The 14,235-nt window shown below is 61.2% G+C and carries 10 protein-coding genes and 1 pseudogene; 7 read left to right on the forward strand and 4 right to left on the reverse strand.

Features of this window, described 5'->3' with window-relative positions; translation table 11 throughout:
• Nucleotides 1-32 precede the first annotated feature (32 nt).
• Nucleotides 33-878, forward strand: coding sequence for a xanthine dehydrogenase accessory protein XdhC (gene xdhC / locus EKA13_RS16280; RefSeq protein ID WP_065760385.1), 846 nt, complete (start codon nucleotides 33-35; stop codon nucleotides 876-878).
• 10 nt (nucleotides 879-888) lie between these two features.
• A complete protein-coding gene (gene guaD, locus EKA13_RS16285) occupies nucleotides 889-2,193 on the forward strand; it encodes a guanine deaminase (RefSeq protein WP_065760386.1) in 1,305 nt (434 codons plus the stop codon).
• Between the two features lie 4 nt (nucleotides 2,194-2,197).
• Here the strand turns inward: guaD and EKA13_RS28910 are convergent.
• Together EKA13_RS28910 and EKA13_RS16295 are read right to left on the reverse strand one after the other, a co-directional pair.
• A pseudogene (locus EKA13_RS28910) lies at nucleotides 2,198-2,296 on the reverse strand (aquaporin); the annotation flags it as partial.
• Nucleotides 2,297-2,307: 11 nt separating this feature from the next.
• On the reverse strand, nucleotides 2,308-3,075 hold the full coding sequence (locus EKA13_RS16295; RefSeq protein ID WP_065760387.1) for a GntR family transcriptional regulator: 768 nt from the start codon (nucleotides 3,073-3,075) through the stop codon (nucleotides 2,308-2,310).
• A 357-nt stretch (nucleotides 3,076-3,432) separates the two neighbouring features.
• Between EKA13_RS16295 and EKA13_RS16300 the strand changes: the two genes are divergently transcribed.
• Both EKA13_RS16300 and EKA13_RS16305 read left to right on the forward strand, forming a co-directional pair.
• Nucleotides 3,433-4,782, forward strand: coding sequence for an NCS2 family permease (locus EKA13_RS16300; protein WP_065760388.1), 1,350 nt, complete (start codon nucleotides 3,433-3,435; stop codon nucleotides 4,780-4,782).
• Between the two features lie 65 nt (nucleotides 4,783-4,847).
• Nucleotides 4,848-5,474: a LysE family translocator gene (locus EKA13_RS16305; protein WP_065760389.1), complete on the forward strand. Its 627-nt coding sequence runs from the start codon at nucleotides 4,848-4,850 to the stop codon at nucleotides 5,472-5,474.
• Nucleotides 5,475-5,519: 45 nt separating this feature from the next.
• Here the strand turns inward: EKA13_RS16305 and EKA13_RS16310 are convergent, their stop codons facing one another.
• Together EKA13_RS16310 and uraH are read right to left on the reverse strand one after the other, a co-directional pair.
• Nucleotides 5,520-10,745 carry a hypothetical protein gene (locus tag EKA13_RS16310; protein ID WP_065760390.1) on the reverse strand — a complete coding sequence of 1,742 codons (5,226 nt, stop codon included), beginning with the start codon at nucleotides 10,743-10,745 and terminating at the stop codon, nucleotides 5,520-5,522.
• Nucleotides 10,746-10,917: 172 nt separating this feature from the next.
• On the reverse strand, nucleotides 10,918-11,271 hold the full coding sequence (gene uraH, locus EKA13_RS16315) for a hydroxyisourate hydrolase (protein ID WP_065760391.1): 354 nt from the start codon (nucleotides 11,269-11,271) through the stop codon (nucleotides 10,918-10,920).
• A gap of 386 nt (nucleotides 11,272-11,657) precedes the next feature.
• On the opposite strand from uraH, the gene puuE reads away from it, so the two are divergent.
• The 3 genes from puuE (at nucleotide 11,658) to alc (ending at nucleotide 14,185) form a co-directional block, all read left to right on the forward strand.
• Nucleotides 11,658-12,584: an allantoinase PuuE gene (gene puuE, locus EKA13_RS16320; protein ID WP_065760392.1), complete on the forward strand. Its 927-nt coding sequence runs from the start codon at nucleotides 11,658-11,660 to the stop codon at nucleotides 12,582-12,584.
• Nucleotides 12,584-13,099, forward strand: coding sequence for a 2-oxo-4-hydroxy-4-carboxy-5-ureidoimidazoline decarboxylase (gene uraD / locus EKA13_RS16325; protein WP_065760393.1), 516 nt, complete (start codon nucleotides 12,584-12,586; stop codon nucleotides 13,097-13,099). The genes puuE and uraD overlap by 1 nt, the downstream gene beginning before the upstream one ends.
• Before the next feature lie 90 nt (nucleotides 13,100-13,189).
• Complete coding sequence (gene alc / locus EKA13_RS16330; RefSeq protein ID WP_065760394.1) at nucleotides 13,190-14,185, forward strand: allantoicase; 996 nt, start codon at nucleotides 13,190-13,192, stop codon at nucleotides 14,183-14,185.
• Nucleotides 14,186-14,235 lie beyond the last annotated feature (50 nt).

Here is a 14,235-nt window from a genome sequence, read left to right on the forward strand (position 1 = left end):
CAGCCTTACGGTCACCCAGGAGGTCACTGAGCATGCACACCTGGATCAACGCCCTCGCCGACCTGCAGGCACGCGGTGAACCCTGCGTACTGGTCACCATCATCGAGGAGCGCGGCTCGACACCGCGCAACGCCGGCTCCAAGATGGTGGTCAGTGCCGAGCAATTGTTCGACACCATCGGTGGCGGCCACCTGGAATACAAAGCCCTGCACATCGCTCGGCAGATGCTCGCCGAGGGGCGCCAGGCGCCCCATCTGGAGCGTTTCAGCCTCGGCGCCAGCCTCGGCCAATGCTGTGGCGGCGCCACGGTGTTGCTGTTCGAACCGATGGGCCGGGTTCAGGCGCAGATCGCGGTATTTGGTGCAGGCCACGTCGGTCGGGCGCTGGTACCCTTGCTGGCCGCCTTGCCGTGCCGGGTTCGCTGGATCGACTCACGCGAACAGGAGTTCCCCGAGGCGATCCCTGCGGGGGTCAGCAAAATCGTCAGCGAAGACCCGGTCGATGAAGTCGACGACCTGCCAGTCGGCAGTTACTGCATCGTCATGACCCACAATCATCAACTGGACCTGGAGCTGACGGCGGCCATCCTTAAACGCAATGACTTCACCTGGTTCGGGCTGATTGGCTCGAAAACCAAACGGGCCAAGTTCGAGCACCGCCTGCATGAACGTGGTTTCACCCCGGAGCGGCTGCAGCGGATGCGCTGCCCGATGGGGATTGCCGAGGTGAAGGGCAAGCTGCCGATCGAGATCGCCGTGTCCATCGCCGCCGAAATCATTGCCACCTACAACGCCAGCTTTGGCCAGCACGACGCTGCCGCCAATGCTGGCCCCATTGCCCAACTGCTGCCGCCCTCGCGGCGCAGCCAAGCCAATTGACGAGAGCCTCATGAGCGCAAAACCCAACGCCTACCGTGCCGCCATCCTGCACAGCCTCGACGACCCCGCCGAAGTCGGTGTGGGCGCGTCCTACCAGTACTTTGAAGACGGCCTGCTGGTGGTCGAAGATGGCAAGATCAGCGCCATTGGCCACGCCAGTGAATTGCTGCCTACACTGCCGGCCGACCTGAACGTGGTGCACTACGAGAATGCCCTGATCACCCCGGGCTTTATCGACACCCATATCCATTTCCCGCAGACCGGCATGATCGGCTCCTACGGCGAGCAGCTACTGGACTGGCTCAATACCTACACCTTCCCCTGCGAACGGCAGTTCGCCGACAAGGCCCATGCCGAGCAGGTCGCGAAGCGTTTCATCAAGGAACTGCTGCGTAACGGCACCACCACCGCGCTGGTGTTCGGCAGTGTCCACCCCGAATCGGTGGACGCCTTCTTCGAAGAGGCGCAGCGCCTGGACCTGCGGATGATCGCCGGCAAGGTGATGATGGACCGCAATGCACCGGATTACCTGACCGATACCGCCGAGTCCAGCTACCTGGACAGCAAGGCCCTGATCGAGCGCTGGCACGGCAAGGGTCGACTGCACTATGCGGTTACCCCGCGCTTCGCCCCGACCAGCACGCCAGAACAACTGGCCTTGGCCGGGCAACTGCTGGGCGAGTATCCCGACCTGTACCTGCACACCCACCTGAGCGAAAACCTCAAGGAAATCGAATGGGTCAAGGCACTGTTCCCGGAGCGCAAGGGCTACCTGGATGTCTATGATCACTTCCAGTTGCTGGGCGAGCGCTCCGTCTTTGCCCATGGCGTGCACCTGTGCGACGACGAGTGCAAGCGCCTGGCGCAAACCGGCTCTGCCGTGGCCTTCTGCCCGACCTCCAACCTGTTTCTCGGCAGTGGCTTGTTCAACTTGCCGCAAGCCGAACAGCACAAGGTGAAGGTCGGCCTGGGCACTGACGTGGGCGCCGGCACCAGTTTCTCGCTGCTCAACACCCTCAACGAAGCCTACAAGGTCATGCAGCTTCAGGGCGCACGGCTCAACCCGTTCAAATCGTTGTACCTGGCCACCCTGGGCGGCGCCAGGGCCCTGTGCCTGGAGGAGCGCATAGGCAACCTCACGCCGGGCCGTGATGCCGACTTCGTGGTGCTCGACTACAACGCGACGCCGCTGCTGTCCTACCGCCTGCAGCAGTCGAACAGCATCGAGGAGACACTGTTCGTGCTGATGACCCTGGGCGACGATCGCACCGTCCGCGAAACCTTTGCGGCCGGTCGCAGCGTGCATCAACGCTGAGCCGCTAAGGCTCGCGCGCCAGGCCGCGATACAGTGCGCCGCCGATCACTGCACCGATCAGCGGCGCCACCCAGAACAGCCAGAGCTGCTGGAGTGCCAACCCTGGCAGACGTATCAGCCTTTGGTCGAGGCCGCGCTGCCACGTTTCTTGGTCTGCAACAGGTGCGAGAACACCGCATGCAGGTCATCGGACGCGCTGTCCTCATCGAGGTTGAGCTTGCTGTCGATATGGTCCATGTGGTGCATCATCAGGTTGACCGCAAGCGTCGCATCACGGGCTTCGATGGCGTCGATCAACTGCATGTGCTCGTCATAGGAGCAGTGCGAGCGGTTGCCGCTTTCATACTGGGCAATGATCAGCGAGGTCTGCGACACCAGGCTGCGCTGGAAGCTGATCAGCGGGGCATTGCCAGCAGCCTCGGCCAGCTTGAGGTGAAACTCGCCAGACAGGCGAATACCGGCGCCGCGGTCGCCCCGGGAAAAGCTGTCGCGCTCATCGCGCACCATTTGCCGCAGTTCGTTCAACTGCTCGACGGTAGCGTGTTGAACCGCAAGCTCGGTGATCGCCCGCTCGACCAGACGCCGGGAAAAGAACACCTGGCGGGCTTCTTCTACCGTGGGGCTGGCAACCACGGCACCCCGGTTGGGCCGCAGCAGCACCACGCTTTCATGGGCCAGACGCGACAGCGCGCGGCGAATGATGGTGCGGCTGACACCGAAAATCTCGCCCAGGGCTTCCTCGCTCAACTTGGTACCCGGCGCCAGACGCTGCTCGAGGATAGCCTCGAAAATATGTGCGTAAACGATGTCGTCCTGGGTGCCGCTGCGGCCGGCCTTGCCAACACGCGCGGGTTTCTTGAGGGGTTGCAGCTGTTCGTTCATGGATTCTCGGGCAGATAACCGGCAATTGGATCCGAACTGTAATACCGCACAGTAGGTCGTTGGCAAGCCGTGAATAGAAAATTTAAGGGAATCGGTACTGCCACATTGTACACAGCCAGCAGCAATTCTGCAGGTAGCGATAGCCTTTATAGCTGTATTGCCAAATAATATGCACACACCACATAAAACATTATTTGATTTATTTGTATACAAAAGCATAATCGCAGCGTGCAACTTCCTGACTTCAAGGTCAACAAAGCAGTCCGGTCGCCTGCCACCCTACCCTCTCACAGAGCCCCCCAGTGCGTGCGCAGGCCTGGCTCTGCAAAACAAGAAAAGACTTGAGGAGTACATGCTGTGGAAAGCCGCAAATCCGAAGCCCCTACGCTGGATCTTGCCCCACCGCTCGAAACGAGCTGGCTGGAGCGGATTTTCAAACTCAAGCTGCATGGCACCACCGTCAAGACCGAGCTGATTGCCGGCATGACCACCTTCATCACCATGGCGTACATCATTTTCGTCAACCCGAACATCATGGCCGATGCCGGGATCAACCATGGTGCGGCGTTCGTTGCCACCTGCATCGCCGCCGCCCTGGGCTGCCTGTTGATGGGCCTGTACGCCAACTGGCCGGTCGGCCTGGCACCGGGCATGGGCCTCAATGCATTCTTTACCTACACGGTCGTCGGCACCATGGGTTACACCTGGGAAGCGGCCTTGGGGGCGGTGTTCGTTTCCGGCGTGCTGTTCATGCTGCTGACCTTGTCACGCGTGCGCGAGTGGCTGCTCAACAGTATCCCGGTCAGCCTGCGCCACGCCATGGGTGCCGGGGTCGGGCTGTTTCTCGGGTTGATCGGCCTGAAAACCGCCGGCATTGTCGTCGACAGCCCTGCCACCCTGATCAAGCTCGGCTCGCTGCACGAACCCGCCCCCCTGCTGGCCGCAGTGTGCTTCCTGATGATCGCGATACTCAGCTATCGGCGGGTGTTCGGCGCCATCCTGATCAGCATCATCACTGTCACGCTGGCCGGCTGGGGCCTGGGGCTGGTCGAATACGGCGGGGTCTTCTCGTTGCCTCCCAGCCTCGCCCCCACCTGGATGGCCATGGACGTGGCCGGGGTGTTCAACGTCAGCATGATCAGCGTGGTCCTGGCGTTTCTGTTCGTGCACATGTTCGACACCGCCGGCACCCTGATGGGCGTCGCGCAGCGCGCCAACCTGGTGAACGCCGAGGGCCGCATCGAAAACCTTTCCCGCGCACTGAAAGCCGACAGCGCCTCCAGCGTCTTCGGCGCGGTGGTGGGTGTGCCACCGGTGACCAGCTACGTGGAGAGCGCGGCCGGGGTGGCCGCAGGCGGGCGCACCGGCCTGACGGCCGTGGTCGTTGGCCTGCTGTTCATCACGGCCATGTTCTTCGCCCCTCTGGCGGGCATGATCCCGGCCTATGCCACCGCTGGTGCCCTGATCTACGTGGCCATGCTGATGATGGGCAGCATGGCCCACATCAACTGGGATGAAGCCACCGACAGCATCCCGGCGATCGTCACCGCAATCATGATGCCCCTGACCTTTTCGGTTGCCGACGGCATTGCCTTGGGCTTCATCACCTATGTCGCCCTCAAGGCCGGCACCGGGCGATACAGGGAAATCTCGGCGAGCCTGTGGGTGCTGTGCGCCATTTTCATCGCCAAGTTCATGTTTTTGTAACGGTTGTACCGCAGTAAAAACGGCCTCGCCTTCGGGTGAGGCCTTCGCACATAAGGAGAAAATAAATGAGTGTGGAAACCTGGCTGTTGTTCTGTGGCGCGGCACTGATCGTCATTGCGATCCCCGGCCCGTTGTCCTTGCTGATGATCAGCAACAGCCTGAACTATGGCCTGCGTCGCTCCTACCCTGCGTTTCTCGGCGGTGTCATTGCGTCGATCTGCCTGCTCAGCGCCTCGGCACTGGGGCTGGGGGCGCTGTTGATGGCTTCGGAGCAGTTGTTCAGCGTCTTAAAGATTGTCGGTGGCCTTTACCTGTTTTACCTCGCCTGGCAAAGCTGGCAGCAATCGCGCCAACCTTCGCAGGGCGCCAATGTGCCTGAGGCCATGCCGACGCCAGGCTTTCGTGGCTTGTTCCTGCGCGCCTTTGCGCTGGGCGCGAGCAACCCGAAAGATATCCTGTTCTTCGCCGCCTTCCTGCCGCAATTTCTCAGTGCAGAGCAGCCATTGCTCAGTCAATTGCTGGTCTTGATCGCCACCTGGACGGTGCTCGACCTGGGGTGCAAGCTGGCCTACGGCCTGGGTGCGCAAGGTGCCGCCCGCTACCTGCGCTCCGGCAAGGGGCAGAGTGGATTCAACCGGATCAGCGCCGGGCTGTTCGGCGGCGCGGGCGTCGCCGCACTGCTGAGCCGCTAAACCACTGCCTGCCCCGCTGCCGCCTGGCGGCAACGGGGCAGAACCTCAGGCGAACTGCGGCCTGATAAAGACCAGCCCTTCATCCCTGCCAGAAGCACTGACGCGCTTGCCCGCCATCAGCACGACCAGCTCTTTCGCCGCCCGAGCCTGACGCAACGCCTGACGCGTCTCGGCATCCATCGACGTCATCAGTCGTTTCAGCGTGCTGGACGAGAGCGGGTACACATGCGACGCGTGCGTTGGCCTGACGATCACCAGGTAGAGCCGGTCTGAGCCGTTGCAACGCACCAGCAGTTGCCCCGGCCCGAAGGCCTGGTCACTGAAGACCTGGCCCACAGTGTAATAGTTTGCCGTCAGCACATCCCGGACAACCGCATGCAGCGGGGCCCGTGCAAACTGTTCCTCTGAAACCACAAACTCCACTGCGGTAAACCGGGCCGTTTCACTGTGCAAACTGAACCCTGCCCCTGCTGCCACCTCCGGACGACCGCGCAGCCACCCGAACGGGTCGACGACGGACGCGCCATTTTTAGTCAGCGGGTTATCCAGCACACCCAACAACAGGTCCAGCTTGAGGACGCCGGCAGCGGTCAGCTTGCCGTTTATGCTGGCAGACTCCATCAGGCGCCGAGAGAACTGCTTGGTGCTCTGATCGGTCAATCGCGGGAAACGGCGCTTGATGGTGTACATCATGTGATCAACGCGAAGCCCTGAACCGAGCGACCAGACGCCATTGACGCGCTGCATCCGATGATAACGCGGCAGAACGCCGTCCAAGCTCGGAGGCGGCTTGAGTACCGCACAATCGGCCACGAGCTCAACCCCGTCGTCGAGCACCTCGTAGTACGCATTATCCACCTGGATCACACGCCGCGCTGTGTTTTGAGCGCTCACGAAAATGCCCGAGTTGCTGGCAGTTTCAATCAGCGGGCCATCAACCGGGGTGCTCCAACTGCGCCAGTCGAACATCTGTTGAACCCTGGAAACCCCGTGAAGGGGTGCAATGACGGGTACTGTCGCGCCTGTCGCTGGCGGCAGATGCTCGATGCTCCAGAATGGCAAGTAGCCTCGGCTTTCGAAGTGCAGCGCAAGCGCCCACTCCTTTGCGGCTCGCTCGCCCTCGGTGAAATTGAAACGACGTAGGAACGCCTCGGCTGCTGCCTGCGATTGCCCGGGCTCCGCGCGCTGAATCATCTTCCAGGCCGGGTCCGGTGTGCGACCTGGCAGGAACTGCAAGGCCCACTCAGGAAAGCGTTTGTGCTGAACAAACTGATCGGCCAGCAAACGTGCCAGGTCGGGATCATCGGCCGGCAGGCTGAAACGCCGCAAGACCTGCGCGGCCTCATCAAGGGTAAAGCGACGGAAAACCTCCAGGATCGCCTCCAGCGTCCATTGCGATGGCAGCCCGAGCTGGTTTGCAAGCACTTGCACGTCTTCGCGCGTCACCGTCTGCAAACCTTGCTGGATAACTTCAGCCGGAGTTTGCGGTGCACCGCCGCGCAACCCCACGTCAAACGACACTTCCCAGTGCCCCAAGATATTGCGCCGCACCGCAGGACCGTAGCCACGGCGTCGCGTTTCGACGATGCGCCAGGGTTCAAGGGCCACGCCACCCTTGTACTGGACCTGATAGTAGCGGCCCCGCGTATCGGTAATGTAGTAGTGCGGGAAGCCGTCCGCGCCAACCTCTCCCTCATACACGCCGTTAAAATCGCCATCGGTGCGCAAGGTCAAGTCTTTAGGCCGCTGCTTGAGCGCAAACGAGCGATCAATGACCCTGTTCGACAACGGCGGCGCAACACCGTGCAGCGCATCGTTACCCGCCAAGGCGATCCGCGTGGTGCTGACGTCAGAGGCATGAGGCAGCATTTTCCAGAGCTTGCCCAGCCCCTTGAACCCGTGCTTCATGTCGCCCAAGGCCCCCAAGGTATTGAAGGCCGACGACAGTGCGTGCTGCACGGCCTTGGCGCGATCACCATCGGCCAGTGCCTTGATCGCCGAGGCCGACTCCTTGAGGGCAAAAAACGCACCCACCGCAAAGCTGGCCGGTGGAAATGGCAGTGTGACTGCCGTGGCAACCAACTCGACCCCAGTCCAGGTAATACGGCAGATCATGTCGGCCCGACCGAGCTCCAGGTCCGCCACATCGGTCATCTTGCGTTCGATTCGCTGGTCATGGAAGGCCTTCTGCAGGCTCATGACTGGCGCACTCGACAGCACCGGCCCCGTAGCTGCGCCACGCCTGACGGCGTGCAGCCTATAGGACATCCAGCGACCCAGCTTGTGGCGCATGCGGTCCTTGTAATAATCCCCCATGCCGGCATGGGCCAGGGACGCCTCGAATGACTGGAACTCACGGAATGCCAGGCCATCCGGCGCATCGGGGGTGTACAACAAAGCGGGCTGCCCGGTGTTCTCCGGCGCCAGCATGACGTAGTTGCCTTCGACGGTTTCCACCGTCCCCAAGTGCTCGTTCATCCACGACAGATGGCCCAGGTACGCCAGCCAGGGGTACTCAGCGGTATTGAATACCGCCTCAAGATTGAAGTTCAGCAGATGCACCGGATGCGCCAGGCGTGTCGGCGCATCCTCGCGCTGAAAAGAACTCAACGTTTGACTCAACCAAGCGTACTGCTCGCCAGTGATCTGCCCCATCAGCTTGCTGCGCAGGGCTGCAACCGACATCTGCAACTGTGTCAGCGTGACACTGGCCTGTCGGCGGGTGGCATAGCCCTCGTGCTCAGGGTTCAGCAGCGTATCGCGCAGCACTTGAATGTAGCGGTCCGCCACCCATTGGCCGCGAATAGCGCCCGAGACGTTCTCCGGCCGCAGGGGCGAGAGGTCAACACCTTCCGGGCCTTCAAACGTCGCAGAAGTGTCCAGCGTGGCTTGCGTCAGGCTGATCGAGTCGTCATAGCCATTGCGCAACAAGTGGGTGAACGTAGCCCGCTCCCGGGGCGATGTGATAATGATCGTGTCCGGGTCGACCGTGCCCGCGGGTGTACCCAGCAGCTGATTGATTTTTTCCGTAGCCTGGGCTTTGACGAAGCTTTCAAAATCCGGAACCTGCAGCAAGGACTGCTCGGTAAACCGTTGCGAGGCAGCGGCGACCTGCGTCTCCAGTGCATGCAACTGCTGCCGCTCAGCCAGCGGCGCATCGCGGTACCAGGCCGGCGTGTGAGCGTCAAAGCGCGCCTGGGTGAGCTCGACATCTAGCGCGACCAGGCGTTGCAAGGCCGTCGGATAGTCGACCTGAGGCGAGAGCGTAAGAAAATCGGCCTCGGCAGCCGGCTTCTGCGCCAGGGCAATCAACACGTTGTCCAAGGCGTTACGAGCGGCTTGCGGAACGCGTGCCAACAGGTAGTCACGCAGTGCCGGCACAGCGGTCCAACCGACAATTTCGTGCAACAAGCGGCGCTCATCCAGCACCTTCAGCCACGGCTCGCGGCCAGGCACATCTGGGGCATAAAGCAATAGGCCGGCAGCTTCGCCATCGGCCTGGGTCAAGCAAAAGACCATGACATCTGCCAACTCGGCGCCGTTGATCTTTAACAGGTAAGCCGTCGCACGAAGCGCCGTCTGCTCGACAAACGGTGTGTGCAACACCCCGACTGCCTGAACCTGATCCTCGGCCAGGATGCCTTGAAACCCCGCAGCGCAGAGCGAGGCCTGTAGCCGTAGCGACATCACGACCTGCATGCGCTGGAGAACACCTGGCGTGATCGCTTCACGCCACTGTTGAGAAAATGTGCTCCTCAGTTGCAGCGGGGCAAGCACTGGGGCAAGCGTTGCAGGGGTCAACCCTTCGAATACCTGCTCAACCGGCAGGCCTTGATACTGCAAGGTGCTGCCCGTGATGAAATCAGAAGCCTGGGCTTCATCCCCAGGGTGCAGCCCGTACAGGGCCAGGCTGCTCAACGATGCCTGCTCGGTATAGACCTCACGGGTTACCGGCAAACGACGCTCGGTGGTGACCCACAGTTGATCGGGGTCCAGGTCAACGCCCAGCGCTTCGCGCAGGCGCAACGCCACCGTGACACGGGCAAATTGCTCTGGCGACTCGGCCTTGCCCAGCGCCTGACACAGATCCTCCTGAGCGTATTGATAGGCCTGCAATTTGTCGACGTAGCGCTGCCGCTCTTCGGTACTGCACAGTTTCATCCAATACGGTAACTGCCGGTAGGCCTCATAGGCCGCGTGCTCTGCGTGCCACACCACGGCCATGCCGGGTGGGCCGTTGACGATGATCCGCTGGGTAGCCGCTGCCAGCGCTTCGAACAGCACCTGATACGACGCGAAGGTCGTGCGGCGGGTTTGCAGAATGTCGATGATATCTGCCTGCTGACACTTCAGTTGGGCCTGTACAACGTCACTCAGCAGGTGGGCGGCGATCTCCCGGCACTGCCATTCGATACGACGCTGGCCATCCAGTGCGCGTTGATGGCTCAAGCTCAGCAAGCCCGACCATTGTTCACGGCGCGGCAAGAGTGCATCGAACAGTTCGCCCAATGAGCCATGGCTGGAAAGCCCGTCACCCGGCAGGTACAGCAGCGTCGGAACAGCGTCCGCCTGCGACGCATCGGCCACCGGTTGCCTGCGAAGAATGAATGCACCGGCCAGGTGCGCGGCCTCTGCCCCCTCGAACAACAGGCTAAGGCTGTAGGCAAAAAAAGCCCTGCGGCTGTCCGCCGGGGTCGACAGCGCGCTGCTCAACAACGCCTGCTCGTCCTTACTCAAGCGCCGTGCCGCGTCGAGGTGCAACGCCTGCGCCAGGGCATCAGCCAGTTGCTGGTCGCGTGAGGTGTGCTCCGCTGTCGCGGCGTTCCAGTAGGCAGTGACTGCATCCCGATACAGATAACCCAGCTTGAGCGTCAACGTGTCGATGGCCCCCTCCAGCCCGCGCGTGCCGGCCATGCGCGTTCCGGGTTGATCATCCTCGCGACCATCGGCGTAAATCCCTGACAAGCCCTCGTCATACACCGTTGCGGCACCCACCAGGCGCTCGCGCATTACCTGCTCGAGGGTCTTGTTCGTCTGCAAGGTGCAGTGCTCCGGGTTATCCGTGAGCGAAAAGGTTTTTACCCAGGTGTTTCGCGCATCCAGTTCAAGCTGCGGGTATTGACGCTTGAGCTCATCATCAAAGGCCGTTGCGAGCAGCGGCACAATGTCCGGCAGCGCGCTGCCCTGTTGTGTCCAGAGCGCCGCAGCCTTTTCCAACGCTGCCAACGCCTCAGTGTTGCTGAGCAAGTGAGGAGGAATTGCTACATCCATGGTCTGTGTCCCTGCTATCGAATGGCGCCTGCACACCCTGCGCAAGCGACCCAGCCGACATTTCAAAACAGCCGCTCAAACCATGTGAGATAAATAATGCTTTTCCTTCAGGCAAAAAAAAGCCCGCAGTGTGAGCGGGCAAGGACCTACGAAGATTCTGTTGGCTGACCTGCTAGCTTCCGCGGTAGGTCGAGTAGCTGTAAGGCGAAATCAGCAATGGAACGTGGTAATGATCCTGCTCGGCACTGATGCCAAAACGCAGAACGACCACATCGAGGAACGCAGGCTCAGGCAACTTCACGCCGCGTGCACGGTAGTAGTCACCGGCACTGAACTGCAGCTGGTAGACACCGCTGCGGTAATCGTCACCCTGCAGCAACGGTGCGTCGCAACGACCGTCGCTGTTGGTCAGGGCAGTGGTCACCAGCTCTAGCTGCTGGCCTTCGACGCGGTAGAGCTCGACCTTGATCGAGCTGCCAGGGCAGCCATGCGCGGCGTCCAGTACATGCGTGGTCAAACGTCCCATAAGGTTGCTCGCCTCTTCTTGATCTGTGGGCAAAAAATACCCGTATCGCACCGCATGCAAGCACGGCAGCGTACGGCTGTTGGATTATTAAGACATTTTTATTGAAAATTGTACACAATAATTCCGACTTCTTTGTTAGCTTAGCCACCTCGCCCAGCAAACAGGCCATCAGTCGCAAACCCAAGCAGAACAATGACGAGCACGTCATTATCTGACCATTCCGGCAGATTTATTGCAGGGGCATGGGGTGGCGGGCCAGGAAAGAAATGCGAAAAAACAGGCTTACAAACTGACAATAAAGTTGTATACAATCACTCCATCAGCGTGGTCGATACACCACACAGGCCACTCTACCCCCGTTTTCACGTACAAGAAGGAAGACTGCAGTGAGCGCTGATTATCCTCGCGACCTGATCGGTTACGGCAATACTCCACCCCATCCGCGCTGGCCGGGGAACGCCCGCATCGCTTTGTCTTTCGTGCTCAATTACGAAGAAGGTGGCGAACGCAACATCCTCCACGGTGATAAAGAGTCGGAAGCATTTCTGTCTGAAATGGTTGCCGCCCAGCCGCTGCAGGGCGCACGCAACATGAGCATGGAATCGCTCTACGAGTACGGCAGCCGCGCAGGCGTCTGGCGCCTGCTCAAACTGTTCAAGGACACTGGCATTCCGCTGACCGTGTTTGCCGTGGCCATGGCCGCCCAGCGCCACCCGGAAGTGATCCGTGCCATGGTTGAAGCCGGCCATGAGATCTGCAGTCACGGCTACCGCTGGATCGACTACCAGTACATGGACGAGGCCCAGGAGCGCGAGCACATGCTCGAAGCGATCCGCATCCTCACCGAACTGACCGGCGAGCGCCCATTGGGCTGGTACACCGGCCGCACCGGGCCAAACACCCGCCGCCTGGTGATGGAGGAAGGTGGCTTCCTCTATGACAGCGACACCTATGACGACGACCTGCCCTATTGGGAACCCAACAACCCGACCGGCAAGCCACACCTGGTGATCCCCTACACCCTGGACACCAATGACATGCGCTTCACCCAGGTTCAGGGTTTCAACTGCGGCGAGCAGTTCTTCCAGTACCTCAAGGACGCGTTCGACGTGCTGTATGCCGAAGGTGCCGAGGCACCGAAGATGCTCTCCATCGGCCTGCACTGCCGCCTGGTCGGCCGCCCTGCCCGGTTGGCAGCCCTCAAGCGCTTTGTCGAATACGCACAAAGCCATGAGCAGGTCTGGTTTGCCCGGCGCGTGGACATCGCCCGCCACTGGCATGCCACCCACCCTTTCAACGCCGAGAACGCATAATGACCGACTTCAAGACGCTGAAGCCTTCGACCCTCGACCGCACCGCGTTCGTCGAAGCTTTCGCCGATATCTACGAACATTCGCCATGGGTTGCCGAGAAGGCATTCGACCTGGGCCAGCGCCAGGAGCTGGACCAGATCGAAAATCTGCACCAACGCATGAGCGATATCCTGTTGAGCGCCGACCCTGCCAGCCAGCTGGCACTGGTCAACGCTCACCCGGACCTGGCCGGCAAAGCGGCCGTCCAGGGCCAACTGACCGAAGCCAGCACTCACGAACAGGCTGGCGCCGGTATTCACCAATGCACGGCCGAAGAGTTCCAACGCTTCACCGAGCTGAACGACGCCTACAAAGCGAAGTTCAAGTTTCCCTTCATCATGGCGGTAAAAGGCAGCAACCGGCATCAGATCCTCGCCGCGTTCGAAACGCGCATCCATAACTCGGTCGAGGCCGAGTTCAAGGAAGCGCTGGCGCAGATCAACCTGATCGCCCTGTTCCGATTACTGCAGCTTTAGTGAGCGTGGCCCGAGTGCGCTCATGAACGCAGCGCGTACCCAGGGCCTTGCAAGCATCCCCAGCCACCCATTCAAGGCAGACAAGAAAAAATGAAAGCATACGCCGTACCCTTCGAGAAATTCGTCAACCTGGCCGACGCGCGCCTGGGCACCAAGATCGTTTCGGTCACCGATGAGTGGTTCGCCGCTGCCGAGCGCCTGTTCCAGCCGACACCGGCCGTGTGGAAGGAGGGTGTGTTCGACGACAACGGCAAGTGGATGGACGGCTGGGAAACGCGCCGCAAGCGTTTCGAAGGCTTCGACAGCGCGGTGATCCGCCTGGGCGTTCCCGGCACCATCAAGGGCGTCGACATCGACACCTCGTTCTTCACCGGCAACTTCCCACCTTCGGCGTCCCTGGAAGGCTGCTTCGTCGCTGAAGGCGACCCGACCGAACAAACCCAGTGGGTTGAAGTGCTGTCGGCCGTCGAGCTGCAAGGCAACAGCCACCACTACCACGAAATCAACAACGACCAGGCCTTCAGCCACCTGCGCTTCAACATCTACCCGGACGGCGGTGTTGCCCGTCTGCGTGTGTACGGCGTGCCATTCCGTGACTGGTCGGCAGTAGGCGACAACGAGCAAGTCGACCTGGCAGCAGCGTTGAACGGTGGTCGTGCCCTGGCCTGCTCCGACGAACACTTCGGCCGCATGAGCAACATCCTCAACCCGGGCCGTGGCATCAACATGGGCGACGGCTGGGAAACCGCGCGCCGCCGCACCCCAGGCAATGACTGGGTCATCGTTGCCCTGGGCCATGCTGGCGTGGTCGAGCAGGTTGTCGTCGACACCCTGCACTTCAAAGGCAACTACCCCGACAGCTGCTCGATCCAGGGCGCATTCGTCAAGGGCGGTACCGACAGCCAGATCGAAACCCAGAGCCTGTTCTGGCGCGAACTGCTGCCAAGCCAGAAGCTGCAGATGCACGCCGAGCACAGCTTCCAGGAGCAGATCAATGACCTGGGGCCGATCACCCACATCCGGATCAACGTGTTCCCGGATGGCGGTATCAGCCGTCTGCGCGTACTGGGCAAAGTCGCGAAGTAAGCGCTGCCCCTGATCACCCACAACGCCGGCTCCCGAGAGCCGGCGTTGTG

Origin of the sequence: Pseudomonas defluvii (assembly GCF_001695625.1) — a bacterium.
GTDB classification, from domain to species: domain Bacteria; phylum Pseudomonadota; class Gammaproteobacteria; order Pseudomonadales; family Pseudomonadaceae; genus Aquipseudomonas; species Aquipseudomonas defluvii.